General features: G+C 72.9%; 26 protein-coding genes. 9 read left to right on the top strand and 17 right to left on the bottom strand.

Annotated features, from left to right (window positions below; genetic code table 11):
- Positions 1-16 precede the first annotated feature (16 nt).
- From ngcE (A4R25_RS01890) to A4R25_RS01880, 3 genes are read right to left on the bottom strand one after another with little or no spacing between them, the layout of a single operon-like run.
- Positions 17-1,429 carry an N-acetylglucosamine/diacetylchitobiose ABC transporter substrate-binding protein gene (gene ngcE, locus A4R25_RS01890; RefSeq protein ID WP_043329765.1) on the bottom strand — a complete coding sequence of 471 codons (1,413 nt, stop codon included), beginning with the start codon at positions 1,427-1,429 and terminating at the stop codon, positions 17-19.
- 24 nt (positions 1,430-1,453) lie between these two features.
- Positions 1,454-2,203 carry a sugar isomerase domain-containing protein gene (locus A4R25_RS01885; protein ID WP_030500334.1) on the bottom strand — a complete coding sequence of 250 codons (750 nt, stop codon included), beginning with the start codon at positions 2,201-2,203 and terminating at the stop codon, positions 1,454-1,456.
- A complete protein-coding gene (locus A4R25_RS01880) occupies positions 2,200-3,147 on the bottom strand; it encodes a MurR/RpiR family transcriptional regulator (protein ID WP_064445372.1) in 948 nt (315 codons plus the stop codon). The genes A4R25_RS01885 and A4R25_RS01880 overlap by 4 nt, the downstream gene beginning before the upstream one ends.
- 157 nt (positions 3,148-3,304) lie before the next feature.
- On the opposite strand from A4R25_RS01880, the gene A4R25_RS01875 reads away from it, so the two are divergent.
- A complete protein-coding gene (locus A4R25_RS01875; RefSeq protein ID WP_064445371.1) occupies positions 3,305-4,294 on the top strand; it encodes an N-acetylglucosamine kinase in 990 nt (329 codons plus the stop codon).
- A gap of 16 nt (positions 4,295-4,310) precedes the next feature.
- Here A4R25_RS01875 and A4R25_RS01870 read toward each other — a convergent pair whose 3' ends face one another.
- The 7 genes from A4R25_RS01870 to ngcE (A4R25_RS01840) all read right to left on the bottom strand — a co-directional run bounded on the left by A4R25_RS01870 (position 4,311) and on the right by ngcE (A4R25_RS01840) (position 9,301).
- On the bottom strand, positions 4,311-4,742 hold the full coding sequence (locus A4R25_RS01870; RefSeq protein WP_064445370.1) for an SRPBCC domain-containing protein: 432 nt from the start codon (positions 4,740-4,742) through the stop codon (positions 4,311-4,313).
- The gene (locus tag A4R25_RS01865) at positions 4,735-5,055 is read right to left on the bottom strand and encodes a helix-turn-helix transcriptional regulator (protein ID WP_231915402.1); all 321 of its coding nucleotides are present in this window, start codon (positions 5,053-5,055) and stop codon (positions 4,735-4,737) included. Before A4R25_RS01865 ends, A4R25_RS01870 begins: the two co-directional genes overlap by 8 nt.
- Positions 5,048-5,419 carry a VOC family protein gene (locus tag A4R25_RS01860; protein WP_043331143.1) on the bottom strand — a complete coding sequence of 124 codons (372 nt, stop codon included), beginning with the start codon at positions 5,417-5,419 and terminating at the stop codon, positions 5,048-5,050. The genes A4R25_RS01865 and A4R25_RS01860 overlap by 8 nt, the downstream gene beginning before the upstream one ends.
- Positions 5,420-5,504: 85 nt before the next feature.
- On the bottom strand, positions 5,505-5,990 hold the full coding sequence (locus tag A4R25_RS01855) for a hypothetical protein (protein ID WP_064445368.1): 486 nt from the start codon (positions 5,988-5,990) through the stop codon (positions 5,505-5,507).
- An 85-nt stretch (positions 5,991-6,075) separates the two neighbouring features.
- Positions 6,076-6,981 (bottom strand): carbohydrate ABC transporter permease, encoded by a 906-nt coding sequence (locus A4R25_RS01850; protein ID WP_051611443.1) that lies wholly within the window; start codon positions 6,979-6,981, stop codon positions 6,076-6,078.
- Positions 6,978-7,886, bottom strand: coding sequence for a carbohydrate ABC transporter permease (locus A4R25_RS01845; RefSeq protein WP_030500326.1), 909 nt, complete (start codon positions 7,884-7,886; stop codon positions 6,978-6,980). Before A4R25_RS01845 ends, A4R25_RS01850 begins: the two co-directional genes overlap by 4 nt.
- A complete protein-coding gene (ngcE, locus tag A4R25_RS01840) occupies positions 7,886-9,301 on the bottom strand; it encodes an N-acetylglucosamine/diacetylchitobiose ABC transporter substrate-binding protein (RefSeq protein ID WP_043329751.1) in 1,416 nt (471 codons plus the stop codon). Before ngcE (A4R25_RS01840) ends, A4R25_RS01845 begins: the two co-directional genes overlap by 1 nt.
- 163 nt (positions 9,302-9,464) lie before the next feature.
- Between ngcE (A4R25_RS01840) and A4R25_RS01835 the strand changes: the two genes are divergently transcribed.
- Complete coding sequence (locus tag A4R25_RS01835) at positions 9,465-10,844, top strand: acyltransferase (RefSeq protein WP_064445367.1); 1,380 nt, start codon at positions 9,465-9,467, stop codon at positions 10,842-10,844.
- 3 nt (positions 10,845-10,847) lie between these two features.
- Here A4R25_RS01835 and A4R25_RS01830 read toward each other — a convergent pair whose 3' ends face one another.
- Positions 10,848-12,143, bottom strand: coding sequence for an aspartate aminotransferase family protein (locus tag A4R25_RS01830; RefSeq protein WP_043329748.1), 1,296 nt, complete (start codon positions 12,141-12,143; stop codon positions 10,848-10,850).
- A 117-nt stretch (positions 12,144-12,260) separates the two neighbouring features.
- On the opposite strand from A4R25_RS01830, the gene A4R25_RS01825 reads away from it, so the two are divergent.
- The gene (locus A4R25_RS01825) at positions 12,261-13,223 is read left to right on the top strand and encodes a hypothetical protein (protein WP_064445366.1); all 963 of its coding nucleotides are present in this window, start codon (positions 12,261-12,263) and stop codon (positions 13,221-13,223) included.
- 56 nt (positions 13,224-13,279) lie between these two features.
- On the opposite strand, the gene A4R25_RS01820 is transcribed toward A4R25_RS01825, so the two are convergent.
- Positions 13,280-13,966, bottom strand: coding sequence for a hypothetical protein (locus A4R25_RS01820; RefSeq protein WP_030500321.1), 687 nt, complete (start codon positions 13,964-13,966; stop codon positions 13,280-13,282).
- A 344-nt stretch (positions 13,967-14,310) separates the two neighbouring features.
- Here A4R25_RS01820 and A4R25_RS32080 point away from each other — a divergent pair, with 344 nt between their 5' ends.
- From A4R25_RS32080 to A4R25_RS01805, 3 genes are all read left to right on the top strand, one after another.
- Complete coding sequence (locus tag A4R25_RS32080) at positions 14,311-15,069, top strand: TetR/AcrR family transcriptional regulator (protein WP_043329745.1); 759 nt, start codon at positions 14,311-14,313, stop codon at positions 15,067-15,069.
- A gap of 185 nt (positions 15,070-15,254) precedes the next feature.
- Positions 15,255-15,869, top strand: a complete 615-nt coding sequence (locus A4R25_RS01810; RefSeq protein WP_030500319.1) for a DUF6230 family protein — start codon at positions 15,255-15,257, stop codon at positions 15,867-15,869.
- Position 15,870: 1 nt separating this feature from the next.
- Positions 15,871-16,407, top strand: coding sequence for a DUF6114 domain-containing protein (locus tag A4R25_RS01805; RefSeq protein WP_064445365.1), 537 nt, complete (start codon positions 15,871-15,873; stop codon positions 16,405-16,407).
- Position 16,408: 1 nt separating this feature from the next.
- Here the strand turns inward: A4R25_RS01805 and murD are convergent, their stop codons facing one another.
- Positions 16,409-17,755, bottom strand: a complete 1,347-nt coding sequence (gene murD, locus A4R25_RS01800) for a UDP-N-acetylmuramoyl-L-alanine--D-glutamate ligase (protein ID WP_064445364.1) — start codon at positions 17,753-17,755, stop codon at positions 16,409-16,411.
- An 86-nt stretch (positions 17,756-17,841) separates the two neighbouring features.
- Between murD and A4R25_RS01795 the strand changes: the two genes are divergently transcribed.
- Positions 17,842-19,191 (top strand): hypothetical protein, encoded by a 1,350-nt coding sequence (locus tag A4R25_RS01795; protein ID WP_064445363.1) that lies wholly within the window; start codon positions 17,842-17,844, stop codon positions 19,189-19,191.
- A 218-nt stretch (positions 19,192-19,409) separates the two neighbouring features.
- On the opposite strand, the gene A4R25_RS01790 is transcribed toward A4R25_RS01795, so the two are convergent.
- Genes A4R25_RS01790 through A4R25_RS01780 form a run of 3 tightly spaced genes read right to left on the bottom strand, consistent with a single transcriptional unit; the run spans position 19,410 to position 23,480 of the window.
- Positions 19,410-21,083, bottom strand: coding sequence for a PucR family transcriptional regulator ligand-binding domain-containing protein (locus A4R25_RS01790; protein WP_064445362.1), 1,674 nt, complete (start codon positions 21,081-21,083; stop codon positions 19,410-19,412).
- A 52-nt stretch (positions 21,084-21,135) separates the two neighbouring features.
- Complete coding sequence (gene argG / locus A4R25_RS01785; RefSeq protein WP_064445361.1) at positions 21,136-22,587, bottom strand: argininosuccinate synthase; 1,452 nt, start codon at positions 22,585-22,587, stop codon at positions 21,136-21,138.
- 44 nt (positions 22,588-22,631) lie between these two features.
- Positions 22,632-23,480, bottom strand: a complete 849-nt coding sequence (locus A4R25_RS01780; protein WP_231915400.1) for an RNA methyltransferase — start codon at positions 23,478-23,480, stop codon at positions 22,632-22,634.
- Positions 23,481-23,546: 66 nt separating this feature from the next.
- Between A4R25_RS01780 and A4R25_RS01775 the strand changes: the two genes are divergently transcribed.
- The gene (locus tag A4R25_RS01775; protein ID WP_064445360.1) at positions 23,547-25,379 is read left to right on the top strand and encodes a thiamine pyrophosphate-requiring protein; all 1,833 of its coding nucleotides are present in this window, start codon (positions 23,547-23,549) and stop codon (positions 25,377-25,379) included.
- Between the two features lie 4 nt (positions 25,380-25,383).
- Here A4R25_RS01775 and A4R25_RS01770 read toward each other — a convergent pair whose 3' ends face one another.
- Complete coding sequence (locus tag A4R25_RS01770; RefSeq protein ID WP_064445359.1) at positions 25,384-25,944, bottom strand: dihydrofolate reductase family protein; 561 nt, start codon at positions 25,942-25,944, stop codon at positions 25,384-25,386.
- Between the two features lie 121 nt (positions 25,945-26,065).
- Here A4R25_RS01770 and A4R25_RS01765 point away from each other — a divergent pair, with 121 nt between their 5' ends.
- Positions 26,066-26,683 (top strand): thymidylate kinase, encoded by a 618-nt coding sequence (locus tag A4R25_RS01765; RefSeq protein WP_064445358.1) that lies wholly within the window; start codon positions 26,066-26,068, stop codon positions 26,681-26,683.
- Positions 26,684-26,700 lie beyond the last annotated feature (17 nt).

The following is a 26,700-nucleotide window of genomic DNA, read 5'->3' as shown; positions in this document are numbered from 1 at the left end:
CACTTCCTCGCGGTGATCAGGCGGTGCGGGTCTGCTTCTTGATCGACGAGTCCTTGGCGACCTTGTCGGCGGCCGCCTGCATCTTGTCGACGAACTGCTGCGCGGTCAGGCGGCCGGCCATGAGCTCCTCGGAGAGGTTCTGGCTCTCCTTGTCCAGGTCGGCGTAGAAGTCCGGGAACTTCACCGAGATCAGGTCCGAGCTGCCGTTCTTCATCAGCGAGTTCGCCGACGCCAGCGCGGTGTCCTGGACGTTGTCGCCGGAGCCCTTGGTGGAGGCCAGCGACTTGGTCAGCTCGGCGAACTTCGCCGAGCCGGCCTTGGAGAGGATGGCCCGCAGGAACTCCTTCGCGGCCTCCTTGTTCGGCGCCTTGCTCGGCACCACGAACCCCTCGCCGGAGGAGGCGAAGACGTCCTTGGCGGCCTTGTCCCCGCTCTTGCTCCAGTAGTCGGAGATGGTCATCTCGAAGCCCGGCGGGATGGTCGCGGCCATCTCGTTCTTCAGCCAGGTGCCGACCTGGATGAAGGCCGCCTTGCCGTCCAGGAACGCCTGCTGCGACTGGGTGTGGTCGAGCTTGCCCGGCAGCAGCAGCTTGTCCTTGACCAGCTTCTCCCACGGCTCCAGCGCCGCGACGATGCCGTCGGCCTTCCAGGCGCCGTCCTTCAGGTTGTCGATGTCGACGACTGCCTGCTTGCCGACCGCCTTCCAGATGCTGGCGAACAGCGCCCAGCGCGGGTAGTAGCCGTGCACCGCGTCGTGCACGTACGGCGCCATGCCCTTGGCCTTGATCTTCGGCGCGAGCGCGAAGAACTCGTCCCAGGTGGTCGGCGCCGTCCAGCCCTCCTTCTTGAACAGGGCGGCGTTGTACCAGTTGCCCCAGACCGTGTACGCCACGTTGACGACGTAGAACTTGCCGTTCTGCGTACCGTCGGCGACCGTGCCGGGCAGCAGGCTGTCGGCGACGGTCCCCTCGCTGTCCCAGGCCGGCGCGGTGAGCAGGTCGTCCAGCGGCTCGATCGCGCCCTCGTTGATCAGCGTGCTGCGGTCCATCATGTCGGCGCCCGAGTTCATCACCAGGTCGCTCGGCTGCGTCGCCATCTTGGGCTGCTCTTCGGTCTTGATCTTCTGGGTGGAAGACATGTTGACCGTGATGTTCGGGTGCTTGGCGTTGAAGATGACCTTGTCTTCCTTGGCCCACTGGTCGCCCAGGCCGCCGTTGAAGACCACCACCTTGACCGCGCTGCCGTCCTTGACGCCGAACGGGTTGTCCTTGCTCTTGGCCGCGCCGCCGCCGTCGGACTTGCTCGGCTCGCTGCCGGCGCACGCGCTCAGCAGACCCGCCGCCGGTACGGCCAGCAGACCGGCCGCCGCGGCACGCTGCAGCAGGGTCCGACGGCTGACGTCGCCGAACTTCTCGGGAGTAACCGACATCTTGTCTCTCCTTGTGGTGTCGGGTCAGGCGGTCCGCCGGAGGCGCCCGGCGTACCGCGACTCGAGGGCGAGGTTGTGCTCGTCCCCACCGGGGACGTTGGCGGAGAGGTAGACAGGGGGTACCTCTCCGGCCTGGTGGAACCGTCGTACGACCTCGGCGGTCAGCAGCTGCGCCAGCAGCGCCGCGGTGACCGAGGAGACCGCACAGACCGCGCCGCCGCCCTCGAGCGGCAGCAGTGCGTCGCCGTACGGCGCGCCGTTGTCCAGCACGACGTCGGCGAGGTCGGCGAGCCGGTGCCCGGACGGGTGCCGAGGAGCTACCCGGGCGGTGTGCTCGACCGAGGTGACAGCGATCAGCTGGTGGCCGCCGCGCTTGACGAGCGTCGCCAGCTCGACCACCGAGCCGTTGATGCCGGACTGCGAGGCGACCACGAACACGTCCTCCGGCTGCGGCGCCGCCAGCGCGTAGAGCTGGTGCGCCACGGCCGGGTCGCGTTCCAGTTTCGGATCGGCGAGCACGTCGCGGGGCGCGTCGCCGTGCAGCACGAGGTCGTGCAGGGAGAGCCGGTTGGCGGGGACCAGGCCGCCGGCCCGGGCGACCAGTTCGGCGGCGAACGCCTCGGAGTGACCGGCGCCGAACGCCTGGAGGACGCCGCCGGCGCGCAGGCCGGAGGCGATCAGGTCGGCTGCCCGGTCGACCGCGACCGCCTGGGTGTCGACCAGCCGGTCGAGCACCGGGCGGACCGCATCGGCGTACCGCTGGGCACTGATCATGAGAGGGACCCCTTCGCGGCCTTGTGCCCGTCGACGGCCTGGGCGGTACGCCGGAAGGCCGCGTGGGCGCGGTCGTGGGTACGCTGCGCCACCGCGATGTAGAGCAGGTCGAGCACGACGAGCTGGGGATGCCGGGCGGAGAGCGCGTCCGGCCGGAACGTGGTCGCCTGACTGGCGGTGACCAGCACGATGTCGGCCAGCTCGGCCAACGGCGAGCGGGGGAAGCCGGTCAGCGCGACTGTGGTCGCGCCGCGGCTGCCAGCCTCGGCGAGCAGCTCGATCGTCTCCCGGGTCTGCCCGGTGTGCGAGATGCCGAGCGCGACGTCCCCGGCGCCCAGCAGCGCGGCGCTGGCCAGCCCCTCGTGCACGTCGTTCCAGGCCCACGCCGCGACCCCGATGCGGTGCAGGCTGAACTGCATCTCCTCGCCGACCAGCGCGCTGCCGCTGGCCCCGAAGATGTTCACCCGGCTGGCCCCGGCGATGGCGACCGCTGCGCGTTCCACCTCGGCCAGGTCGAGCAGCGCGGCGGTGTCGTGCATGGCCCGCGTGTCGGCGGCCATGATCTGGTCGAGCACCCGGCAGAGCGGGTCGCCGGGCTGGATCTCGCGTCCGATGTCGACGGTCCAGCCGGCGGAGCGGGCCCGTCCGGTCTCGGCGGCGATGCCGAGCCGCAGGTCGGCGTACCCCTCGAAGCCCATCGCCCGGCAGAACCGGGTGATGGTCGCCGGTGACGTGCCGCTGCGCTCGGCCAGTTCGACGATGGTGGCCCGGGCCGCCGCCTCCGGGTCGCTGAGCACGTGCTCGGCGACCCGGCGCAGCGCGCCGGTCAACTCCCCCGCGCCGGCCCGGACCCGGGCCAGCACACCGTCGGCGCCCAGCCGGTCGGCCGGACCGGCATCGACCACCGCGGTCGCCGCGGAAGTCTCCACCTCGTGCTCGACCATCGGCGGGCGCCTTTCGGAAAAGAGTGTTAACTGTTAGTGGTAAAAGTTCTTACTGAAGGCCCCTCCGTGTCAAGGCCGTGGGCGAAGTTTTCAAACTGTTACCTGGCGCACGACCGCGATCTTGCGTCCGGCGACGCGGCCGACCAGCATGGGGACCATGTCGGACACCGTCGTGGTCGGCCTCGACGTCGGGGGTACGTCGACCCGCGCGGCAGCGCTCAGCCTCGACGGCGCCCGCCTGGGCGAAGGCCGGGCCGGCGGCGGCAACCCGACCAGTCACGGCGCCGACCGGGCCGCCGCCGAACTGCTCGCCGCCCTGCGCGCGGCGCTCGCCGGCATCGACCCGACCCGGGTACGCGCCGGCGTCATCGGCCTCGCCGGGGCCGGCCGCCTCCTGGCCGACCCGAACGGCCGCGACGCGTTCGACAGCGCCTGGGCCGAGGCGGGACTGCGCTGCCCGTACGCGGTGCACGGCGACGCGCTGGTCGCCTACGCCTCCGGCACCGCCGCCCCGGACGGCACTGTGCTCATCGCCGGCACCGGCGCGATCGCCGCCCAGGTACGCGACCTGCGGCTGGACCGTGTCGCCGACGGCCACGGCTGGCTGCTCGGCGACGCCGGCTCGGGGTTCTGGCTCGGCCGCGAGGCGGTCCGCCGGCTGCTGACCGGTCTGGACCGCGCACAAGCCCCCGGCGACCTGGGCCGACGGGTGCTGTCGGAACTGACCGGCGCGACCGCTGTGGACGACCGCCCCCGTGCGACGGTCGACGCCGTGGTGCAGGCGGTGACCCGCCGACCGCCGGTGGAGCTGGCCCGGCTCGCGCCGCTCGTGGTGTCGTCGGCCCGCGACGGGGAGCCCACGGCGGTCGCGCTGATCGCCGAGGCCGCCGCGGCGCTGGCGCAGAGCGTGTCCCGGATCCGCCCGCCGGGAGCGGCCGACCCCGTGGTGCTCGGCGGCGGGCTGCTCACCGGCGACACGCCGCTGGCCGGCGCGGTACGCGCGGAGCTGGCCGGCCGCTGGCCGGACGCGCCGCTGCTCAGCGCCGGGGACGGGGCCGCCGCCGCGGCCTGGCTCGCCGCCCGGGACCTGCCCGAGGTGACCGACCCGGCGGCGCTGCACGCCCGCCTCGTGCCCCCACCCGCCTGACCCGCGCTGCGGCGGGTCAGGGCAGCGCGGCCAGCGCGGCGGCGAGGCGCGCCCAGACGTGGGTACGCCAGCCGCCGTCGAGCAGCGTGAAGGTACGCCGCTGAAGCGGATCGTCCGGATCGAACCCGGCGTGCTCCAGGAACAGCCGGGTGCCCCGCCCCTCGGGCACAAGCGTCCAGGTGACCACCGTGTCGAGCGTGCCGCCGCGCCAGGCCCACCGCATCCGGCGCGGCTCGTCCAGTTCCAGCACCTCGCAGTGGACCGTCCCGTCGAACCGCTGGCCGGGTCGCGCGTCGGTCCGGAACGTGAACCGGTGCCCGCGTACGGGCCGGAAGTCGTTCGGCATGAGCCAGCGTCCGATCAGATCGGAATCGGTCAGCGCGCGCCACACCTTGGCGGGCGGGTGCGGCAGGAACTGGTCCACCGCGATGCGGGTCGGCTTACTCATCCGGCATCGCGTCCAGCACGTCGCCCAGGCCGGCCAGCCGCTGCCGCCAGAACCGCTCGTACGGGGTGAGCCAGTCGGCCACCTCCCGCAGCGGCTCGGGGCGCAGCGCGTAGACCCGCTGCCGGCCGACGGGCCGCTCGATCACCAGCCCGGCGTCCTTGAGCACCCGCAGGTGCTCCGACAGGCTGGGACGCCGCATCTCGAAGCGGTCGGCGAGCCGCTGCACCGGCTGCTCCCCCTCGTCGCGGAGCAGCCGCAGCACCTCCCGCCGGGTCGGGTTGGCCAGCGCCGCGAACACGTCCGGCTCAGACACGGGTCTCCTGCAGGACGAGCCCGTTGCCGTCCGGGTCGGCGAAGGTGACATAGCGCCCCCAGGGCACGACCTGGACGCTGTCCTCGGCGAACGCCACCCCCCGCTCGCGCAGCCGGGCCACGTCCGCGTCGAGGTCGTCGCTCTCCAGCACCAGCCCGCGCAGCGAGCCGGCCGGCATGCTGTCGAACCAGGTGACGAGCGTCAGCGTGGTCACCGCGCCCCGGGGCGCCACCTGGACCCAGCGGCCGTCCGGCATCGGGTTGTCCCGGACCAGGTCGAAGCCGAGGACGTCGACGTAGAAGTCGCGGGCCCGGTCCTGGTCGCCGACGGGGACGGAGACGATCTGCGCGTGAGTGACGGACATGCCCGCCAGCATAGGTAGGAAATTTCCTACCGGTCAAGCGGAACGAAGGCCGGCCGGGATCTGCCGACCGGCCTCCGTCACCCGCTCAGGCGTTCGGACCGCCCGGCTGCCCCGGCTGCCAGCCCTGCGGCGCCGGCTGCCCGGCGTGCGGCGGGTACGCCGCGTGCTGCTGCGGCGCCTGACCGGGATACCCCTGCGGCGGCGCGCCGTACGGCGCCGGCTGACCTTGCGGCGCGCCGTACGGCGCGGGCTGGCCCTGTCCCGCCGGGTACATCCCCGGCTGCTGCGGTGCGCCCGCGAACTGCTGTGCCGCCGCCTGCTCGCGTGCCTCCTTGCGCGCCTTCACCGCGCGCACGATCAGCAGGATCGGCAGGACGAAGACGTAGAAGAAGATCCGGTAGCTGTCGCCGTCGAAGAGGAACAGCAGGTAGAAGCCGTACCCGAAGAAGGCCAGGCCGACGACTACGTTGAGGATGCGGGAGCCGGTCCCCTGTTCCTTGACGGCCACGCCTACCGCGACCATCGCGATGCCGCCGAGCAGCAGCAACAGCGTGTAGATGAGGAAGAACATGAGATTCCTGTCGATAGATGAGCGTGCCGGCCCACCCTAGGTCAGTTCGATCTTCCCCACTGCCCCGTTGCCTGTGGCAACCACCTCACTTGAGCTGCCCCGCGGTCAGTCCGGACTGGACCTGACGCTGGAACGCCACGTACACCACGAGGACCGGCAGCACCGCGATGGTCAGGCCGGCGAACAACTGGGCGTAGTCACCGGCGTAGCCCTGGCTGACCGCGAGCGAACTCAGGCCCTGGGCGAGCATCCGGTCCTGCCCGTCGCCGGGGATGAGCACCTGGGGCAGCAGGAACTGGTTCCAGTGGCTCAGGAAGTTGAAGATCCCGACACTGATCAGTCCCGGTCGCGCCATCGGCAGCATCACCCGGAAGAACAGCCGGAAGTGTCCGCATCCGTCGATCAGCGCGGCCTCCGCCACCGAGGTCGGCAGCGTCCGGAAGAACGCGGTCAGGAAGAACACCGTGAACGGCAGCGAGTAGGCGGTGTAGACCAGGATCAGGCCGGGCCAGGTGCCGAGCAGGCCGACGCTGCGGACCACGAAGAACAGCGGCACCAGGGCCAGGAACACCGGGAACATCATGCCGCCGACGAACAGGTAGTAGACCACCTGCCGGCCGCGGAACTCGTAGCGCGCGAAGACGTACGCGGCGGTGGCGCCGAGCAGCATGGTCAGACTCAGCGAGCCGGACACCACCACCAGGCTGTTGAAGAAGAACCGGCCGATGTGCGCGGTGCTCCAGGCCCGCGCCCAGTTGTCGAAGCGCAGCGCCTCGGGCAGCCCCCACGGCTCGGCGATGATCTCGCCGTTGCTCTTCAGCGAGCTGAGCACCATCCAGGCCAGCGGCAGCACCGTCATGGCCGCCCAGAGCATGAGGAAGCCGTGCGAGAAGACGTTCGCCACGCCCAGCTCACGCCGGGGCGGACGGTCGGCCGGGGTCGCCGCGCGGGTCGCCTCGGCGCCCGGGGCGCCGGTGTCCACGGTGGTCACGAGTACTCGATCCGATCGCGCCGGGCGGTGCGCAGCGCCAGCACCGCCACCGAGAGGGTCAGGAAGAACATCGCCACACCGATCGCCGAGGCGTACCCGAACTTGTTCTCGCTGCCGAACGACGTGTCGTACATCCGCAGCCCGATCACGTCGGAGGAGAAGTTCGGCCCGCCGTTGGTCATGAGCTGGACCAGGATGAAGCCGTCCAGCGCCGCGATGGCCAGGTAGATCCACGCGACCTGGATGGTGTCCCAGAGCAGCGGAATGGTGATCTTCCGCAGCATCGTGGTGCGGGACGCGCCGTCGAGCAGCACCGCCTCGTAGATGTCACGCGGGATGGCCTGCATGGCGGCGCCGAAGAGCACCACGTAGAAGCCGACGTTGCTCCACACCATCACCGCCAGCACGCACCAGAACGCGAAGCGCGGGTCGCCGAGCCAGGCCGGGGTGGCCAGCCCGACGGCGCGCAGGGCGCCGTTGAGCAGGCCACTCGTCGGACTGTAGATCTCCTTCCAGAGCAGCGCGATGATCACCACGGAGAGCACCTGCGGGAAGAAGTAGACGAGCCGGTAGACCGAGGTGCCCCGCACCCCGGTCACCCCGGCCCGGCCCCGGCGGCCGCCCATGGTGAGCATGCTGGCGAAGAACAGGCCCAGCCCGATCGTCACCACCGGCACCACGGCGAGCAGGATCGCGTTGTTCTTCAGGGCGTTCCACACGTACCCGTCGTTCAGCAGCGTGCGGAAGTTCGCCATGCCGACCGGGTCGGCCTGCGCGGAGTAGCCCATCCAGTCGGTGGTGGAGATCTGAAAAGCCTGGAGGTACGGCGAGAGCACGAAGATGCCGTACAGCGCCAGCGGGGGCAGCAGGAACGTGAGGATCAGGGGGAGGCGGCCCTGTCGCATCACGCCGACCGCTTGTACTTCTTGACCGAGCTGTCTCCGGCGATCGAGTCGGCGCCCTTCTGGCACTGGTCGAGGAACTCGGCCGGGCCGATCCGGCCGCTGAAGAACTCGCCGCAGGCCGCGTCGACGAGGTTGCGCTCCAGCTTGCGATAGTAGTTGTTGTAGACCCAGTTGAAGCCGTTGGACCCGGACGCGTCGAGCGCCTTGACCACGGTGCTGAGCCCGTACGGCAGGTCGACGCCCTCGGTGGCGCCGGCGACCACGGGCAGGCTGGCGACCTTCTTGGTGAAGTCCTGCGCGCCCTTGCGGGACAGCATGGTCCGGAAGTACTCCAGGCCACCGGCTACGTTCTTCGCCTTCGCCGGCACCATGAACGGCTCGCCCGCGGTGCCGCGGATCGCCTCGTACGGCAGCTTGTCGCCGCTGCCCAGGCTCGGCGTGGGCGCGACTGTCATGTTGAAGCCGGGCGGGGTGACGTCCTTCTGCTCGCTCTCCAGCCAGGAGCCGCAGGAGATGAACGCGGCCTTGCCCTGGCACCAGGCGGTCTGCGACTGCTTGTGGTCCAGGCCCGGGGAGCCGGCGAGGATGAACTTGTCCTTGACGATCTGGTGCCAGGCGTCGGCGGCGGTCTTCATCGCGTCCGACTTCCAGGCGTTCGGCTCCAGGTTGTCGATCGCCAGCGCGACGGACGGGCCGCCGAGCTTGATCGCGGTGGAGATCAGCGGCCAGCTCATGTAGCGGGGGTGCACACCGGCGTACGTCCAGGGGGCGATGCCGGCGGCCTTGATCCGGCGGCAGAGCGCGATGTGGTCGTCCCAGGTCTTGGCGTCCTCCCAGCCACGGTCGGCGAACAGCTTGGTGGAGTGCCAGATGCCGTACACCGTGTAGGTGTAGTTGAGGACCAGGAACCGGCCGTCGTAGGAGCCGACCTCCACGGTGCCGGGCAGCAGCGTGTCCTTGACCGTCTTGCCGGGCGTGTCGAGGCTGGGGGCGGCGAGCAGCTCGCCCAGGTCGGCGAGCGCGTTCTGGGAGACCAGGCCGTTGAAGTCGATCTGGCCGGCGCCGGAGTTGTTCACCACGTCGGGCGGGCTGCCGTCGACGAAGCGGGGCTGGAGCGTCTTGCTGATCTCCGCGGTGGCCGAGTGCTTGATCTCCGCCTTCGGGTACCGCTCCTTGTACATGGCCTCGTGGGCCTTGGCGTAGTCCTCCCCGAAGCCGCCGTTGAAGATCACCACCTCCAGCGGGGCGTCCTCGGCCACGCCGAGCGGGTTCTGCTCGCTCTTCGTGCCCTTGTACGCGCCGCCGTCGCCCTCGTCGCCGCCACCGGAGGTGGCGCAGCCGGCGAGCAGGCCGGCGGCAGGGGTGGCCAGCAGGCCGGCGGCGGCGCTGCGCCGAAGGATCTCACGCCTGTTCATCGCATCTCCTCGGTTCGGGTACGCCCGGTGAACGATCTGTCGCTTGTCTTCACATAAGGCATTTCCACTGAAGAATTTCTACGACAGTGCGACGGGGACCACAACCCCTCTCGACCGATCCGTTATCCGTACCGGTCGCGGCGCGCTGGCCTAGCCTGACTTCATGCGCCGCCTGCGGCAGCTCGCGCAACGCACGCCGCCGGGGCGGGAGCGCTACATCGACCTGCTCCGGGCGCTGGCCATCACCATGGTCGTGCTCGGCCACTGGGGCGTCACGGTGATCGGGTACGACAACGGCCGCCCCGCCGGCCACTCCGCGCTGGCGGACCTGCGCTGGGCCTGGCCGCTGACCTGGGTGGCCCAGGTGATGCCGGTGTTCTTCCTGGTCGGCGGCTACGCCAACGCCGCCTCGCTCACCTCACGCCGCCGCCGGGGCGGCTCGGCGACGGGCTGGCTGGTCGACCGCAGCGCCCGGCTGATCCGCCCCACCACCGTGTTGCTGCTGGTCCTGGCGGCGGGAGCGGGGATCGCCACGCTGCGCGGCGCCGACGCGGCGCAGGTGCGCGAGGTGATCTGGTTCGCCACCATCCCGCTGTGGTTCCTGGTCGCCTACGTGGCGGTGGTGGCGCTGACCCCGCCGATGTACGCGCTGCACCGCCGGTTCGGGCCCGCCGTGCCGGTGGTGCTCGTGGTGCTGGTCGCGCTCGGCGACCTCGGCCGGCTGCTCGGCCCGGCCGTGCTCGCCGACGGCAACTACCTGCTGGGCTGGCTGGCCGTGCACCAGGTCGGGTTCGCCTGGTACGACGCCGCCCGGCCGGACAACCGCGCCGGACACGCCGCGCCGCGTGGCCTGTTCCGCCGCGGACTGCCGCTGTCCGGCCGGGCCGGCGCGGTACTGCTCGGCGGCGGCCTGGTCGCGCTGGTTCTGCTCACGGTGGCCGGACCGTACCCGGTGGCGATGCTCCACGTCCCCGGCGAGCGGCTGGACAACGCGGCGCCGCCGAGCCTGGCGCTGATGGCCGCCGCGGCCGCCCAGCTCGGCCTGATCCTGCTGCTGCGACGCCCGGCCGGGCGCTGGCTGCGCCGGTCCGGCCCCTGGCAGGCGGTGCTCGCGGTCAACGCCGTGGTGCTCACCCTGTTCCTCTGGCACCTGACCGCCGCGGTGCTGCTGGTCGGCCTGCTGGACGCGCTCGGCGTGCTGCCCGCTCCCCCGGTCGGCTCGGCGGCCTGGTGGGCGTGGCGCGTACCGTGGCTGCTCGCGCTGGCCGCGGTGCTGGCCGTGCTGGTCGCCGTCTTCGGCCCGGTCGAGGCCCGGACCCGCCGCCCGGCCGCGACCGGCCCGGCCGGCGTCGGGAGGCGGCGGCTGCGCGCCGGGCTGGCCCTCGCCGGGTACGCGGGCGTGCTCGTCGGCCTGCTGCTGAACAGCCTCACGCCCGAAGAGGGACCGGAGCCGCTGGGCCTGCCCGCCCCGGCGCTGGTGGCGTACCTGGCCGGGGCGGGTCTGCTGCGGCTGCTCAGGTCCGGACGGGACCGGCCGGGCTGATGGTCACGCCTCGATCGAGGCGCGGATCGCGTCGACCAGGATCGCCAGGCCCTCCCGGGCCTCGTCCTCGGTGAGCGTCAGCGGCGGGCCCATCCGGATCACGTTGCCGTACAGGCCGCCCTTGCCCACCAGCAGGCCGCCGGCCCGGCACGCCTCGAACACGCGGGTGGTCAGCGCCGCGTCCGGCTCGACGGTGCCCGGGTGGACGAACTCGACGGCGAGCATCAGGCCCTTGCCGCGTACCTCGGCGACCCGGTCCAGCCCGGCGGTGGCCGCGCGCAGGCCGTCGCCGAGGATCGCGCCGACCCGGGCGGCGTTGCCCTGGAGGTCGTGGTCGAGCAGGTAGTCGAGCACCGCGTTGCCGGCCGCGGTGGAGACCGGGTTGCCGCCGAACGTGGAGAAGCTGATCGCCGGCACCGACTCCAGCACCTCGGCCCGGCCGACCACCCCGGCGAGCGCGAAGCCGTTGCCGATGCCCTTGGCGAAGGTGAGCAGGTCCGGGGTCACGCCGTGCGCCTGGTAGCCCCAGAAGTGCTCGCCGGTACGGCCCCACCCGGTCTGCACCTCGTCGCTGATCAGCAGGATGCCGTGCTCGTCGAGCACCTTCTTCCAGGCGGCGAAGAGCCCGTCCGGGCCGTGCACGAAGCCGCCGACGCCCTGGACCGGCTCGGCGATCAGGCAGGCCACGTCGCCGGCGGTCTGGGTGGCGAGCACCTCGCGCAGGTCCTCGACCGCCGCGTCGACCCGGTCGGCGGCGTCGAGCCGGGCCAGCAGCCCGCGCAGCCGCTCCCCCGAGTGCAGCCAGGCCACCTGCAAGGGGTTCAGCGCGCTGGCCGACCAGCCGCGGTTGCCGGTGACGCCCATCGTCGCGTACGACCGGCCGTGGTAGCTGTTGCGCACCGCGAGGATCTGGTGCGAGCGCCGGTGGTTCGTGGCGACCAGCAGCGCGGCCTCGTTCGCCTCGGTGCCGGAGTTGGTGAAGAACACGCGGGCGTCCGGGATGCCGGAGAGCCGGGCGATCTTCTCGGCCAGCTCGACCTGCCGGCGGATCAGGTAGAGCGTGGAGGTGTGCACGAGCCCGGTCCGTAGCTGTCGCTCGACCGCCTCCCGGATCTCCGGGATGTCGTGGCCGACCATCGTGGTCAGCACGCCGCCGAAGAAGTCCAGATAGGTCCGGCCGGCCGCGTCGGTGACCCGGCGACCGGACCCGGCGACGAGTTCCAGCGGTTCGGCGTAGTAGAGCGGCATCCAGGACGGGAGCACGGCGCGGTGCCGGGCCAGCAGGTCGTCGGAGGTCATCGGCGCACCCTTCAGCGGAGGTGGATCCCCGCACGTTCCCACCACGACCGGGGCCGGGACAACCGGCACTTCGCGGGCCGGCCCGGCGGTAGCATCCGGCGGGTGCGGACGGATCAGGTGACGTTGCCGGGCGGCGCGGCGGGGACGACGCGGGCGGACCTCCTGGCCGGGATCCGGTCCTGGGTGGAGTCCGTCCCGGTGCGGGATCTGGTGGCGCACTTCGGCGGTGACTGGCCCGACGGCGACCTGACGGCGGTGCTGGCCGGCCTGGACGTGTTCTCCGCCCGCCGCTGGGACTTCCGGCAGGGACGGGAACGCCCGGACGCCCGGGAGCCGGCGTTCGGCCCGGCCACCGCCGGGCTGGTGCTGCGCGCGGCCGCCACGCTGGGCCTGGTCCGCGCCGTCGCGCCGACCCGATCCGGGTACGCGCACCTGCTGGTGCTCGGCGGGCTGGCGCACGCCTGCCTGCGGCGCACCGCGTACGCGGCGATGCTGGCCCGGACGGCGGCCGGGGTGACCGGCGAGGTGGCGGTGCTGGGCAGTTTCCGGCCGCTCTCGGCGGCCGAGTGCCGCACGCTCGACGCGGCCGGGGTGTCCGGCTGCGCCACCGAGGTCGACGTCCTCGACGCCGGGGTGCGGCTGGCGTTCGGGGTGGCCGAGCCGGACGACGAGCGCGGCGAGCCCGCCGGTCATCCGCACCGGTCCTGGTCCTCGCGCACCTACCGGCCGGCCGGGCTGCCCCCGGTACGGGTGCTCGCCGCGCCGTCGAGCGAGCCGGACCGGCGTCGCGCGCACACCGCCGACACGCAGCGGTTCTGGGCCGAGCACGTGCGGCTGCGCGCGGGCGACGAGGTGCTGATGGTGACCGCACCGATCTACGTGCCGTTCCAGCACTGCGACGCGCTGCGGACGCTCGCCGTGCCGTACGGGTGCGGCATCGAGACGGTCGGCGTGGACCCGGCCGCCCGGGCCGCTGTCGACGTGCCGGAGCCGACCCTGACGCCGGGCCGCTACCTGCAGGAGATCCGGTCGGCGCTGCGGTCGATGCGCGCGCTGCACGCCACGTTGACGGCCGGCTGAACCGGCGTGCGGGCCGGCGCCCGGCGTACCGCCGCGCACCGGCCCGGGAGCGGGTGTCAGTTGACGTAGACCGCCGGGCTGCCGGTCTTGCTGGTGTCCTTCACCGGCGAGTACGAGGCGGTGAAGTACGCGGTGCCGAAGCACAGCGACGGGCCGGAGAACTTGGTCAGGGTCTGGTTGGTGAAGGTGATCGAGTTGGTGCCGTTGGACGCCGTACCGGTCAGCGTGTTCGTGCTGGTGCGGTAGACGCAGGTGATCGCGCCGAGCAGCGAGTTGAGCACGACGGTGCTCTGGATCGGCGCGGCCGCCGTGCCGGCGATGGTGACCACGCCGGCGCTGGTCACCGACGTGGTGTACGGCAGGTTGTTCACGGTGATGCTCTGCACGCCGGTGGTGCCGAAGACGTTCGTGGTGCAGCTGGAGAACGACTGCGCGGTCAGGCTCTCGGTCGCGGTGCCGGGGGCGGTCGGGTTGGTCAGCACCTTGGCGCTGAAGCTGGACGCGGCGCACTTGATGCCGGTGGTGCCGCTGGACGAGGAGTAGAACGTGGCGTTCGTGCCGCTGCGCAGGCTGGCCTGGATGACGTCGCCCACCGACACGGCGGTGCCGGCGACGGTCGGGTAGGTCAGCACGTTGCTGGCCAGCGAGGTGGTGGGTGCGGCGGTGGCGGGGGCGGCGCCGACCAGACCGGTCAGCAGCGCCAGGGCGGCGAGACCCGCGCCGATGCGTCCGTACCTGGGCATGGTTGTTCCTTCCGGCGGTGGGACAGGAAACGGTTCCGGCGGCGTCCGGGATGGACGGAGCCGGTGGGTGCGGCGGCCGGGCCGCCGATGGTGGTGGTGCGCCGTTGCGGCCTCAGCGGGCCGGGCGGCGTGGCGCAGTGCGGCGACGCCGCGTCACCTCGGTCTTTCCGGCCTTGGGGGGACGGGTGCGCGCGGCGATAATGGCAGCCATCCGGCCCTCCTTCGACACGTACGGGGTGACCGACGAGGAGAGATCACCAGCGGTGACGGGGCGTGAACTGAGCGTGTCGAAAGTTATAAACCCCGGAGGGTCGTAAAGTCAACGCATCGAGAGAGGTCGACAGGTGACCATCCCGAGCCCGCCGTCACCGGCACCCGCACCCCTGCCGGGCGCCCGCCACGGCCGCGACCCGGACCGCGCCATCAAGCGCGGCCCGCGCCGGGTGCCGGCCGAGGAGGTGGCGGCGACCCAGCGCGACCGCCTCTTCGACGGGCTGGTCCGGGAGGTCGCCGCCCGGGGGTACGACAACGCCCGGGTCAGCGACATCTGCCACGCGGCCGGAGTCACCCGGCCCGCGTTCTACGCGCTGTTCAACGGCAAGCAGGACGCGTTCCTGGCCGCGTACCGGCACGGCATCGCCGTGGTGTCGCACCTGATGGAGGACGCCTACCGCGACGCCGGACCGGCCTGGCCGGACGCGGCACGCGCGGCGCTGCGCACGCTGCTAGACGTGCTGGCGAGCGTGCCCGCGTTCGCCCGGATGGCACTCGTCGAGGTGGACGCGGCCGGCCCGGACGCGCGCCGGGAACGCGACGCGCTGCTGCGCAGCTTCCGCCGGTTCTTCGCCGGCACCGGTCCGGAGCCGGCGGAGGTCGATCGCGACGCGCTGGTGTCCACTGTGGTCGGCGGCATCCACGCCACCATCCGTGAGCGGGTGGCGCAGGGGCGGGCCGACGAGCTGCCGGCGCTGCTGCCGGTGCTCACGTACGCGGCCACCGCGCCGTTCCTCGGTCCCGAGGGCGCCCGGCGCGCCGCCCGGGCCGCCCGACCGGACGACGGACCGGCCGCCACGGCGCCGTGCGCGCCGCCCGCTCATCCCTGACCGATCAGAAACCGCAGCGGTTTTTCACTTTGGCCGCTTTTGGCAAATGCCGTCCAATGATCTGCTACAGGCAGTTGACCGGCCCTTTACTCAGCGGTAACTTCGGCCTGCGCCCACCCGGCGCGGACGCCCCGCGAATCCAATTCACATCGTCGCGGATGAATTGATCTCGAAAGGGAGCCAGCATGTCGGAGCAGATCGATCAACCGAGAAGCGGCGTACGCTGGCGCCGGTTCGCCGTCACGCTCGGCACCGTGACGGTCGGCGCGGCCGGCATGGTGATGCTCACCGCGCAGGGTGTCCTCGGCGCGCAGTTCGCCATCTCGGGCATGCCGTTCACCGTCACCGCCGACAAACTGGAGGGGACCGGGTTCGAGCAGTTCGCCACGCTCGACCAGATGATCCCGGACAGCCCCAACCAGGGCGACACCGGCGGGCAGGTGCTCGTGATCGTCTCGGCCATCGACAAGGCCGAACTGACGAACCTCTGCCAGAGCATCAACCTCGGCGGAACCAACCTGCGGATCACCGCCGGCAATTCCGGCAAGCCGGTGACCGCCCGCACGCTCGTGGTCGACGGCGACGAGATCGCCGGCAACGCCTCCTTCAAGAACATCGACGTCGGGCAGGACGCCAGCACCGTCGACAAGGTCCCCGGGGTCAAGGGCAACCCGGGCGTGTTCGCCCAGCAGGCCGACACGGTGACCATCACCAACCTGCGGCAGAACAACTACGCCACCACCGCCGCGATCTTCACGCTGCCCAACCTGCGCATGGGCTTCAGCTCCGACGGGTGCTGACATGAGCCCGGGACAGCACACGGCCGCCGGCGTCCGCGCACGCTGGCGGCGCTGGCGGCGCGCGCGACCGTTCACCGCCGGGCTGCTCATCGCGCTCGGCGGCGCGGAGATGCTGGTGACGCTGCGCGCGCCGCTCGGCGTCCTGCTGCACGTCGGGCCGCAGGGCCTGGCCGCGTACCTGGTCCCGGCGATCCTGGTGATCTGCGGCGTGCTGCTGATCACCACCCCGCAGCAACGGGTCTTCTACGCGGTGCTCTCCCTGGTGCTCGGGCTGGTCTCCTGGCTGACCTCGAACCTGGGCGGGTTCCTGGTCGGCATGCTGCTGGCGCTGGTGGGCGGGGCGCTCGCGTTCGCCTGGACCCCGGTCAAGCAGCGGCCGGCCCGCGTCGAGGCGACACCCGCCGCCGGCACGGCGGTCGCCGCCACCGCGCCCGGGCCGCGTGAACCGGTGGACAGCTCGGCGCCCACCGAGTCGCTCGACGCGCTCCTGTCGGCCGAGCCGGGGCCGTCGCGGGACGCCCGGGCGGAACGCGGCTGACTCAGCGGGCGGTGTCCGCCACCGCCTGCGCGAACACCTCGGATCGGTGCTCGAAGTTGCGGAACCGGCCGTAGCTCGGCGCGGCCGGGGACAGCAGCACCACCCCGCCGGCCGGGGTGAGCTTGCGGGACAGCCCGACGGCGGCGACCAGGTCGTCGGCCAGCTCGGTACGCACCGACGGCAGCCCGGACAGCGCCTCCACGATGCGGGGGCCGCTGTCCGGCACGCCGATCACGGTGATCTCCCGGTCGGCCAGGTGCGCGCGCAGCGGGCTGTAGTCCAGCCCCCGGTCGGCGCCGCCGACGATCACCGTCAACGGCCGCCCCTCGTACGCGTCGATCGCGTGCATGGCCGCGTACGGGCTGGTGGCGAGCGTGTCGTCGACGAACGTCAGCCCGGACGGGTCGGCGATCTCGGTGAGCCGGTGCGCCAGGCCCTGGAACTCGGCGACCGCGACGGCGAGGCTGTCCTTGCGCGCCACCACGTCGACGCCGAGCGCGTCCAGCACGGCGAGCGCGACGCAGAGGTTGCCCTCGTTGTGCCGCCCGACCAGCGGCAGCACCGCGCGCGGGAACAGCGGCGTGTCCCGCAGGTGGAACCACTGCGTGCCGTCCGGGCCGGAGGACACGTGCGTGGTGTCCGGTGAGCCGGCCCGGATCGCGGCCCGGTCGCCCAGCTCCGCGGCCAGGCGCGGGTCGGCGCCGTTGACCACCACGGCGTGCGGGCCGTGCGCGATCAGGTTCAGCTTGTCCCGGTAGTACTCCCGCTCACCGCCGTGCGCGTCCAGGTGCTCGGGGAACAGCGCTGTCACCACCGCCACCCGGGGCGAGTCGGTCAGGTCGGCGCACTGGTAGCTGGACAGCTCCAGCACGTACAGCTCCGCCTCCGGCAGGTCCAGCAGCGGCACCCCGATGTTGCCGCCGAACACGTTCGGCCGGTCCATCGCGGTGAGCAGGTGGCTGATCAGGCTGGACGTGGTGCTCTTGCCCTTGCTGCCGGTCACCCCGACGGTCCGGTCCGCGTGGTCGGCCATCCACAGCGCGCTGCCCTGCGTGACGGGCACGGACCGGCGGCGCAGCTCCACCATCCACGGGTGCGTGTTCGGCACGCCCGGCGAGCGGACCACCACGTCCGCGGCGGCCAGCCGGTCGAAGCCCGCCTCGCCGGTCACCAGCGGCGCCGCGTCGGCCAGCGGGCCTTCCCAGGGCAGCGTGAGGAAGTTGGCGCTGTCGTCGACGACGACCAGGCCGGCCGGCCCGTGCGCGGCGATCGCGGTCACCGCGGCCCGGCCCTCGCGGCCGGCGCCCCAGACGGCGACATGACGTCCGCGCAGATCAGACAGGCGCACGGGCTCTCCTCGGACTCGGTCGGTGCACGGCGGTGGGGGTCGGCCCAGCCGGACACGGGCGGACGAACCAGGGCCTAGTATGGCGTGTGCCCAACGAGCAGCTGCGGCGGATGGACGCCTTCACCTTCCCGTCCTACTCGATCGACTTCGCCACCGGCGAGGTCCTGTTCGACTACGCCCTGACCGGTCCCGACGGCGAGCGGCGATTCACCGAGGTGATCACGCTCCCGCTGCCGGCCGAGCCGGTCCCCGACGCCACAGCGGCAACCCTGGCGCGGGTCCTGGAGCTGCTGCACGTGGTCGCCGGCGTCAGCTACTACAAGGCCGCCGCGCCACCCCGGCTGGTGCTGCCCGCGCCGCTGGGCGCCGCCGCCGTCGAGCTGGTCACCGCCGTCTACACCAAGGGCCTCGCCGAGTACGCGTACCGCAACGAGCTGCCGCACGTGCTGGAGCTGCGTCCCGAGGTGCCCGCCGGGACGGTGGATCCGGCGCCGGCGCTGGACAACTCCGACCGGCGGCCGCTGTCGGCGGTGGGCGGCGGCAAGGACTCCATCGTCACGCTGGAGGCGCTGCGCCGCGCCGGCCTCGACCCGGTGCCCTTCTCGGTCAACCCGAACCACGTGATCGTGGCGGTGAACGAGGCGTCGGACCTGGTGCCGCTGGCCGCCCGGCGGCGGCTGGACCCGGTGCTGTTCGAGCTGAACGCGGCCGGCGCGCGCAACGGGCACATTCCGGTCACCGCGATCAACTCGCTGATCGCCGTGGCCACCGCCGTCCTGCACGGGCTCGGCCCGGTGGTGATGTCGAACGAGCGCTCGGCGTCCGACCCGAACCTGATCTGGAACGGCCACGAGATCAACCACCAGTGGTCCAAGGGCGTCGAGGCGGAAGGGCTGCTGCGCGCGGCGCTGGCCGAGCACGCCGGGCTCACCGAGCCGTACTTCTCGCTGCTGCGTTCCCTGTCCGAGCTGCACATCGCCCGGCTGTTCGCCGAGATCGACCGGTACGACGCGGTGGTGACCAGCTGCAACGCCGCGTTCAAGCTGCGCGACGCGAGCGAGCGCTGGTGCCGCGACTGCCCGAAGTGCCGCTTCGTGTTCCTCGCCATGGCCCCGTTCATGCCCCGGGAGCGACTGACCGGCATCTTCGGCGGCGACCTGCTGGCCGACGAGTCCCAGGTGCCCGGCTACCGGGAGCTGCTCGGCGTCGACGGGCACAAGCCGTTCGAGTGCGTCGGCGAGGTGGAGGAGTCGGTGGTCGCGCTGAGCCTGCTCGCCCAGCAGGACCAGTGGCGCGACGCCCCGGTGGTACGCGCCCTGGTCGCGGCCCTGCCCGACACCGCCTGGCAGGCGGCCGCCACTTCCGACGTGTTCACCCCCGCCGGCCCGAACTTCGTCCCGCCCCCCTACGCCAAAACCCTGACCGCCCTAACCTGACCCACCCCCACCCCCACCCCCGCCCCCCCGCCGCGTTGATCATGAAGTTGGCGGGGCGAATCCGGGCAAAACACCGGCCTAACCTCATGATCACCGCCTCGGCCCATCGATCTTGGAGTTGTGGCGGCGCGCATAAGCCGCGGTTCTGGGCATCTCGGGCGCCACAAGTCCAAGATCGGCGGGGTCGGCGGGACCGGCGTGACGGCCCCGGGGGTGGGTCAGGGGGTTCGGATGGCGTCGAGGGCCAGCAGGGCCACGTGCAGGGACAGGCACCTGTCGACCGAGTCCAGGTCGGCGTCGAGGATGCGGCCGATCCGGGCCAACCGCTCGTAGAACGCCGGCCGGGACAGGTGCGCCGCGGCAGCGCCCGCCGACTTGTTCCGCCCCTGCTCCAGGTACGCGCGCAGCGTGCCGAGCAACTGCTCACGCGGGTGCTGGGCGTCGTACGCGAGCAGTGCCCCGAGTTCGCGCTCGACGAACGTCTGCAGCCGGGGCTCGTCGCGCAGCAGGTGCAGCAGACCGGCCAGCCCGACGTGCGGCAGCCGGTAGCAGGGCAGGTCTCGGGGGTCCCGCCGCGCCGCCTCGGCGATCTGACGCGCCTCGACGAGTGAGCGGCGCGCCTCGCGCAGACTGCCCACGCCCGAACCGGCCGCCACCACGGTGCGGGTGGCCGGAGGGCGGGACGGGGCGGCGTCGAGGCGTACCCGGCGCAACGCCGTGGCGAACGCGGCGAGTGCCTTCTCCTCGTCGGCCGCGTCGGGCAGGGCCAGCAGCGCCCCCACCGCATGGTCGTCGACGGCGCTGGTCAGGGCGGTGAGTTTGGCGTCCCGCACGGCCTGGCCGACCGCCTCGGCGAGGTCGCGCAGGCGGGCCGGACCGGCCTCGGGGTCGGCGTCGGCGCCCGGGCCGGCGGCCGGCTCGTCGCCACGGTGCCGGACCACCACGCCGACCAGGTGCCGTCGGTCCAGGACGACGCCCAGCGCCTTGGCGCGCAGCGCCACCTCGTCCACCGGGCGGGAGTGGTCGATGAGCGCGGTCAGCAGCGTACGGTGGATCTGCCGTTCCAGGCCCTCGGCGTCGCGCCGGATCAGCCGCCCCAGGGCCAGCGTGGAGGCGGCCCGCTCGATCAGGATGGTCAGCCGGGTCGGCGGGGTGGACTCGGCGACCGGCCAGCGCAGCAGCAGCCGTCCCCAGTCCTGCCCGCGCGCCCCGACGGTGGTGACGAGCCAGCCGCTGCCCGGGTCGTACGCGGTGCGCCCGGCCGGGCGGATCTGCCGGGAGTGCTGTTCCCAGCCGTCCAGCAGCAGTTCCGCGTTCTCCCCCGCCGGGTCGTACGCGAGCACCTGCCGGGACAGGTTCTCCAGCACCATCGGGCAGCCGGCCAGTTCGGCGGCCTGCCGCAGCACCTCGGCCGGTTCGGCGCCCTCCACCGACAGGTCGGTGAACCGCTGGTGGATCTCCTCGGTGGCGCGCAGCTCGGTGAGCTGGGCGTCCACGATCAGCCCGTGCACCGCCTCGGTGATCCGGACGAACGGGGTGCCCCGGCGCAGCTCGACCAGGGGCAGGCCGCGGCGTTCGGCGGCGGCGGCCATCACCCGGGGCACTCCGGTGAGGTACCGGCGGCCCAGCTCGACCACCAGTCCGGAGGCGCCGACGTCGGCCAGGGTGCCGATGAACTCGCGCAGCCCGGCGTCGTCGGCCGGCAGCCCGATCCCGGTGGTCAGGACCAGTTCCCCGCCGCCGAGCAGGGTGGCGATGTCGGGCACCTCGGCGATGTGCACCCACCGCACCGGCCGGTCCAGCCCGGCGTTCCCGGCGACCAGGCGCGGCGCACCGTGGCGCATCGGCACCAGGTCCAGGACCTCACGCACGGTAGGGAACACGGGCGACACGCTACCCTGCGTCACCGTCGTTGCCGAGGGCCGCACCGGCCGGGCTGCGGGATCAGTCGACGCCGAACTCCATGGCGGCCCGGTCGAGCGCCTCGTCCTCGGCGGTGGGCACGCCCCGGGACGCGATGGCCTCGGCGCCGCCCTGCGGCATGGCGCCGATCAGCCCGGTCGAAGCGGCCTGGGCGGCGCCCACGACCCGCTGCGGGTTCCCGCCGCCGACCATGCCGACGGAGGCGTACTGCTCCAGCTTGGCGCGGGAGTCGGCGATGTCGAGGTTGCGCATGGTGAGCTGGCCGATCCGGTCGGCCGGGCCGAACGCCGAGTCCTGGGTGCGCTCCATCGACAGCTTGTCCGGGTGGTAGCTGAACGCCGGGCCGGTGGTGTCGAGGATCGAGTAGTCCTCGCCCCGGCGCAGCCGCAGCGTGACCTCGCCGGTGACCGCCGTGCCGACCCAGCGCTGCAGCGACTCGCGCAGCATCAGCGCCTGCGGGTCCAGCCAGCGGCCCTCGTACATGAGGCGGCCGAGGCGGCGGCCCTCGTTGTGGTAGTTGGCGAGCGTGTCCTCGTTGTGGATGGCGTTGACGAGCCGCTCGTAGGCGGCGTGCAGCAGCGCCATGCCGGGGGCCTCGTAGATGCCCCGGCTCTTGGCCTCGATGATCCGGTTCTCGATCTGGTCGGACATGCCCAGGCCGTGCCGGCCGCCGATGGCGTTGGCCTCCAGCACCAGGTCGACGGCGCTGCCGAACTCCTTGCCGTTGATCGTCACCGGGCGGCCCTGGTCGAAGCCGATGGTGACGTCCTCGGTGGGGATCTCCACGGACGGGTCCCAGAACTTCACGCCCATGATCGGCTCGACCGTCTCGATGCCGGTGTCCAGGTGTTCGAGCGTCTTGGCCTCGTGGGTGGCGCCCCAGATGTTGGCGTCGGTGGAGTACGCCTTCTCGGTGCTGTCCCGGTAGGGCAGGCCGCGCTCCAGCAGCCACTCCGACATCTCGGTGCGGCCGCCCAGCTCGGTGACGAAGTCGGTGTCCAGCCACGGCTTGTAGATCCGCAGCTGCGGGTTGGCCAGCAGGCCGTACCGGTAGAACCGCTCGATGTCGTTGCCCTTGAACGTCGAGCCGTCGCCCCAGATCTGCACGTCGTCGGCGATCATCGCGCGCACCAGCAGCGTGCCGGTCACGGCCCGGCCCAGCGGCGTGGTGTTGAAGTAGGCCCGCCCGCCGGAGCGGATGTGGAAGGCGCCGCAGGTCAGCGCCGCCAGTCCTTCCTCGACCAGGGCGGCGCGGCAGTCGACGAGGCGGGCGACCTCGGCGCCGTAGGTGTGGGCGCGGCCGGGCACCGAGGCGATGTCGGGCTCGTCGTACTGGCCGATGTCGGCGGTGTAGGCGCACGGGATGGCGCCCTTGTCGCGCATCCACGCGACCGCGACCGAGGTGTCGAGGCCGCCGGAGAAGGCGATGCCGACACGTTCGCCGATGGGCAGGGAGGTGAGAACCTTGGACACAAGGAAGATTATGCACGCCGTCGCATGGTCATGCAAGCCGGTCGTCAGAGCGGGTCGTCCCGCCCCAGCTCCCAGAACGCCACCGCCGCCGCGGCGGCCACGTTCAGCGAGTCCACGCCGCGCCGCATCGGGATCACCACCCGCACGTCGCTGGCGGCCTGCGCCGCCGCGGTCAGTCCCGGCCCCTCCGCCCCGAGCAGCAACGCCGCCCGCTCGCGCTGCGCCGGGGTCAGCCGCTGCATCGGTACGGCATCAGGCGCGGGCGTCATCGCGAGCACGGTGAACCCGGCCGCCCGGACCTGGTCCAGCCCGCCGGGCCAGCTGTCGAGCTTCGCGTACGGCACCGCGAACACCTCGCCCATGCTGACCCGTACGCTGCGCCGGTAGAGCGGATCGGCGCAGGTCGGCGACAGCAGCACCGCGTCGACACCGAGCGCTGCGGCGCCCCGGAAGATCGCGCCCAGGTTGGTGTGGTTGTTGACGTCCTCCAGGATCACCACCCGCCGGGCGGCGGCCAGCACCTCGTCGGCCGAGCGCAGCGGCTTGCGGTGGAACGACGCGAGCACGCCCCGGTGCACGTGGAAGCCGGTGGCGCGCTGGAGCACGTCCGGCGTGGCCGCGTACACCGGCGCGTCACCGGTGTCCAGATCGGCGAGCTGGTCCACGCGCTTGGCGTCGACCAGGTACGACCGGGCCGGGTAGCCGGCCCGCAGCGCCCGCCGCAGCACCAGCTCCCCCTCGGCGATGAACAGCCCGTGCGGCGGTTCCCAGCGGGTACGCAGCTCCACGTCGGTGAGCGCGCGGTAGTCGGCGATCCGGTCGTCGTCGGGGTCGGTGATCTCGTGGACGGGCACCACGCGATTCTGCCCGGCCCGCCCGGGGCGCCCCGGCACGGGCCGGGTTTCCGCCGCCCCGGGCGGGGAACGGAGCCCGAAGGCCGACGCGACGGAGGGACCACGATGGGCGCGGATCACGACGGCAACCTCCCCCGCGACGCCACAGTCGCCGACTACCTGGTGGCCCGGCTCGCCGAGTGGGGCGTACATCGCTACTACGGCTACCCGGGCGACGGGATCAACGGCATGACCTCGGCGCTGCAACGCGCCGAGGGACGCGCCCGGTTCATCCAGGTCCGGCACGAGGAGACCGCCGGTTTCGCGGCCGGCGCGCACGTCAAGTACGGCGGCGGCCCGCTCGGCTGCGTGGTGGTGACAAGCGGCCCGGGCGCGATCCACGCGCTCAACGGCCTCTACGACGCCAAGCTCGACCACCAGCCGGTGGTGGCGCTGCTCGGGCACACCGCGCTGCCCGCCGAGGGCGGCGGCTACTACCAGGAGGTGGACCTGCTCTCGCTCTACAAGGACGTGGCGTCGGCCTTCCTGGCCCAGCTCGACGATCCGTCGCAGGCCCGGCACCTGGTGGACCGGGCCTGCCGCACCGCGCTGGCCCGGCGTACCGTGACCGCCCTGGTCCTTCCCTCCGACGTGCAGGACCTGCCGGCGGTGCCGCACCCGCCGCACGCGCACGGCTACTACCACACCAGCGCGGTGCCGAGCAGCGAGCCGACAGTGCCGCCGGAGGCCGACGTGCGCCGCGCGGCCGAGGTGCTGCGCGGCGGCCAGCGGGTGGCGATGCTGGTCGGGCAGGGCGCGCTGGGCGCCGAGGACGAGGTACGCCGGATCGCCGACCGGCTCGGCGCCGGGGTGGCCACCGCGCTGCTCGGCTTCACCGCCGTCGACCACCGGCAGCCCTGGGTGACCGGCGCGATCGGCCTGCTCGGCAGCCGCCCCAGCTGGCAACTCATGCGCGAGTGCGACCGGCTGCTGATCGTCGGCAGCCAGATGCCGTACTCGGAGTTCTACCCGCCGGAGGGGCAGGCCCGGGCGGTGCAGATCGACATCGACGGCAGCCGGATGGGGCTGCGCTACCCGACCGAGGTGAACCTGACCGGCGACGCCGGACCGACGCTGCGCGCCCTGCTCCGGGAGCTGGGCCCGGGGCCGGGCCCGACCGCCTGGCGGGCCACCATCGCCGACGCCACCGGCAAGTGGCGGGCCGCGCAGCGCGAGGTCGCCGCGCAGCCCGCCGACCCGGTCAACCCGCAGTCGCTGTTCACCTCGCTCGACGACGCGCTGCCGGACGACGCCGTGCTCGCCGTGGACTGCGGCACCGCCACCGCCTGGTACGCCCGGCACGTGCGCGTGCGCCCCGGCATGCTGGCCAGCCTCTCCGGCACGCTGCTGTCCATGGGCGGCGGCATGCCGTACGCGCTGGCGGCGAAGTTCGCCCACCCGGACCGCCCGGTGATCGCGCTGCTCGGCGACGGCGCGATGCAGATGAACGGCGTCAACGAGCTGATCACTGTGGCGAAGTACTGGCGGGAGTGGGCCGACCCCCGGTTCGTGGTGCTCGTGCTCAACAACCGTGACCTCGCGTTCGTCAGCTGGGAGCAGCGGTCCAGCGAGGGCACGCCGATGTTCCCGGACAGCCAGGACCTGCCGGACGTGGCGTACCACAGGTGGGCCGAGGTGCTGGGCCTCGGCGGTGAGCTGGTCGACTCCCCCGACCGGGTGGACGGCCTGTGGCAGCGGGTGCTCGACGCGGACCGGCCGGTGGTGGTCAACGCGGTGGTGGACCCGGCCGAGCTGATGTTGCCGCCGCACTTCACCGCCGAGCAGGCCCGCAAGACCGCCGCGGCGGTGCTGCGCGGGGACAGCGACCGGGCCGGCATCGTGCGCCGCGGCGTACCGGCCGCGCTCGCCACGTACCGGCCCCGCCGCCGGGGCCGCTGAGGCGTCAGGCCCGCGCGTAGCGCAGCAGCACCGACCGCCCGTCGAACTGACGCGTCTCGACCAGCCGCAGGTGCTGGCGGGCCAGGTCGGGCAGCACCTGCCGTCCGCCGCCGAGCACCACCGGGTGCACGATCACCTCGTAGGTGTCGACGAGCCCCAGCGCGGCCAGCGCCGTCGCCGCGCCGGTGCCGCCGGTGACCAGCAGGTCGCCGGGGAACCGCTCGCGGACCTCGGCGAACTCCTTCGCCAGGTCGCCGCCGCCGACCACCACGGCGCCGTGGGGAGCCTCGGCGAGCGTGCGGGAGACCACGATCTTCGGGGTACGCCGCCAGATCGGCGCGAACGCCAGGTCGTGCGGGTGGTCGGAGATCGACTCGACCTGAGGCCAGTAGGAGGCCATCATCTCCCACACCCGCCGCCCGTAGACGAAGGCGTCGGCCCGCTCGGCCAGGTCGATCGAGTACGCGGACAGCTCCTCCCCCATCTGCGGCCAGTCGAACTCGCCGTTCGGGCCCTCGATGAAGCCGTCGACGGACGTGTGCACCCCGTAGCTGACAGTGCCCATGATGTGTTCCTCCGCGTTGCGGCGCGTCCCGGTCGGGTGCGCTCGCCGGTGGGTCGGAGCCGTCCGCCCGGATCCGACACGTCACGTGCATGGTTGTCCGGGTGCGTTAGCGTCCGGGGCTGTGGGCCGCCCGGTGATGATCGCGTTGATCGGCGTCGACGGCTCCGGCAAGACCACCCAGGCCAGGGCGCTCGCGGCGCGGCTGTGCGAGCGGGGTGTCCGGGCGCGGTACTTCGAGAACGCCGGTGGGCGGCCACTGTGGAACCGGCTGGCCCGGGCGCTCGGCCGGGCCGACGGGGTGGCGCTGTTCGGCCGTACCGTCTATCCGGCGCTGGAGGCGACGGTGCGCGCGGCGGCGATGGCCCGGACCGTGGCGGTGGCCCGCCTGACCGGCCGGGTGGCGGTGCTGGACCGGTGGACCTGGTGCCAGGACGTGATCATGGCGGCCCGGGGCGACCGGGGACGGCACGTGGTGCGCGCCGTCTACGCGGTCTTCCCGCGCCCGGCGGTGGTGTGCTTCCTGGCCACCTCCCCCGAGGTGGCCCGGCGGCGGGTGGCCGAGCGCGGCATCGACACCGAGGAACTGGCGCACCTGCGCGCGCTGGACGGGGCATACCGGGCGCTGCCGGAGTTCGGCTCGTTCGTCACGCTCGACGGCGACGCCACAGTGGACGAGGTGGCCGCCGCCCTCGACGCGGCGGTGGACGCCGTCGTGGGCGCGGGTGGGGTGCGGCGTTAAGAAGGGGCCCCTTTACT

It is taken from the genome of Micromonospora sp. NBRC 110037, assembly GCF_001652995.1.
In the GTDB taxonomy this organism is placed as follows: domain Bacteria; phylum Actinomycetota; class Actinomycetes; order Mycobacteriales; family Micromonosporaceae; genus Micromonospora; species Micromonospora chalcea.
Note: the sequence above shows the minus strand (reverse complement) of the source record. Positions and strands in the feature narration are given on the sequence as shown.

What these genes read in the sequence shown, in the direction of transcription:
- ngcE (WP_043329765.1), bottom strand. Translation starts at nt 1,429, where the DNA reads ATGTCGGTTACTCCCGAGAAGTTCGGCGACGTCAGCCGTCGGACCCTG.
- A4R25_RS01885 (WP_030500334.1), bottom strand. Translation starts at nt 2,203, where the DNA reads ATGATCAGTGCCCAGCGGTACGCCGATGCGGTCCGCCCGGTGCTCGAC.
- A4R25_RS01880 (WP_064445372.1), bottom strand. Translation starts at nt 3,147, where the DNA reads ATGGTCGAGCACGAGGTGGAGACTTCCGCGGCGACCGCGGTGGTCGAT.
- A4R25_RS01875 (WP_064445371.1), top strand. Translation starts at nt 3,305, where the DNA reads ATGTCGGACACCGTCGTGGTCGGCCTCGACGTCGGGGGTACGTCGACC.
- A4R25_RS01870 (WP_064445370.1), bottom strand. Translation starts at nt 4,742, where the DNA reads ATGAGTAAGCCGACCCGCATCGCGGTGGACCAGTTCCTGCCGCACCCG.
- A4R25_RS01860 (WP_043331143.1), bottom strand. Translation starts at nt 5,419, where the DNA reads ATGTCCGTCACTCACGCGCAGATCGTCTCCGTCCCCGTCGGCGACCAG.
- A4R25_RS01855 (WP_064445368.1), bottom strand. Translation starts at nt 5,990, where the DNA reads ATGTTCTTCCTCATCTACACGCTGTTGCTGCTGCTCGGCGGCATCGCG.
- A4R25_RS01845 (WP_030500326.1), bottom strand. Translation starts at nt 7,886, where the DNA reads ATGCGACAGGGCCGCCTCCCCCTGATCCTCACGTTCCTGCTGCCCCCG.
- ngcE (WP_043329751.1), bottom strand. Translation starts at nt 9,301, where the DNA reads ATGAACAGGCGTGAGATCCTTCGGCGCAGCGCCGCCGCCGGCCTGCTG.
- A4R25_RS01835 (WP_064445367.1), top strand. Translation starts at nt 9,465, where the DNA reads ATGCGCCGCCTGCGGCAGCTCGCGCAACGCACGCCGCCGGGGCGGGAG.
- A4R25_RS01830 (WP_043329748.1), bottom strand. Translation starts at nt 12,143, where the DNA reads ATGACCTCCGACGACCTGCTGGCCCGGCACCGCGCCGTGCTCCCGTCC.
- A4R25_RS01820 (WP_030500321.1), bottom strand. Translation starts at nt 13,966, where the DNA reads ATGCCCAGGTACGGACGCATCGGCGCGGGTCTCGCCGCCCTGGCGCTG.
- A4R25_RS01810 (WP_030500319.1), top strand. Translation starts at nt 15,255, where the DNA reads ATGTCGGAGCAGATCGATCAACCGAGAAGCGGCGTACGCTGGCGCCGG.
- A4R25_RS01805 (WP_064445365.1), top strand. Translation starts at nt 15,871, where the DNA reads ATGAGCCCGGGACAGCACACGGCCGCCGGCGTCCGCGCACGCTGGCGG.
- A4R25_RS01775 (WP_064445360.1), top strand. Translation starts at nt 23,547, where the DNA reads ATGGGCGCGGATCACGACGGCAACCTCCCCCGCGACGCCACAGTCGCC.
- A4R25_RS01770 (WP_064445359.1), bottom strand. Translation starts at nt 25,944, where the DNA reads ATGGGCACTGTCAGCTACGGGGTGCACACGTCCGTCGACGGCTTCATC.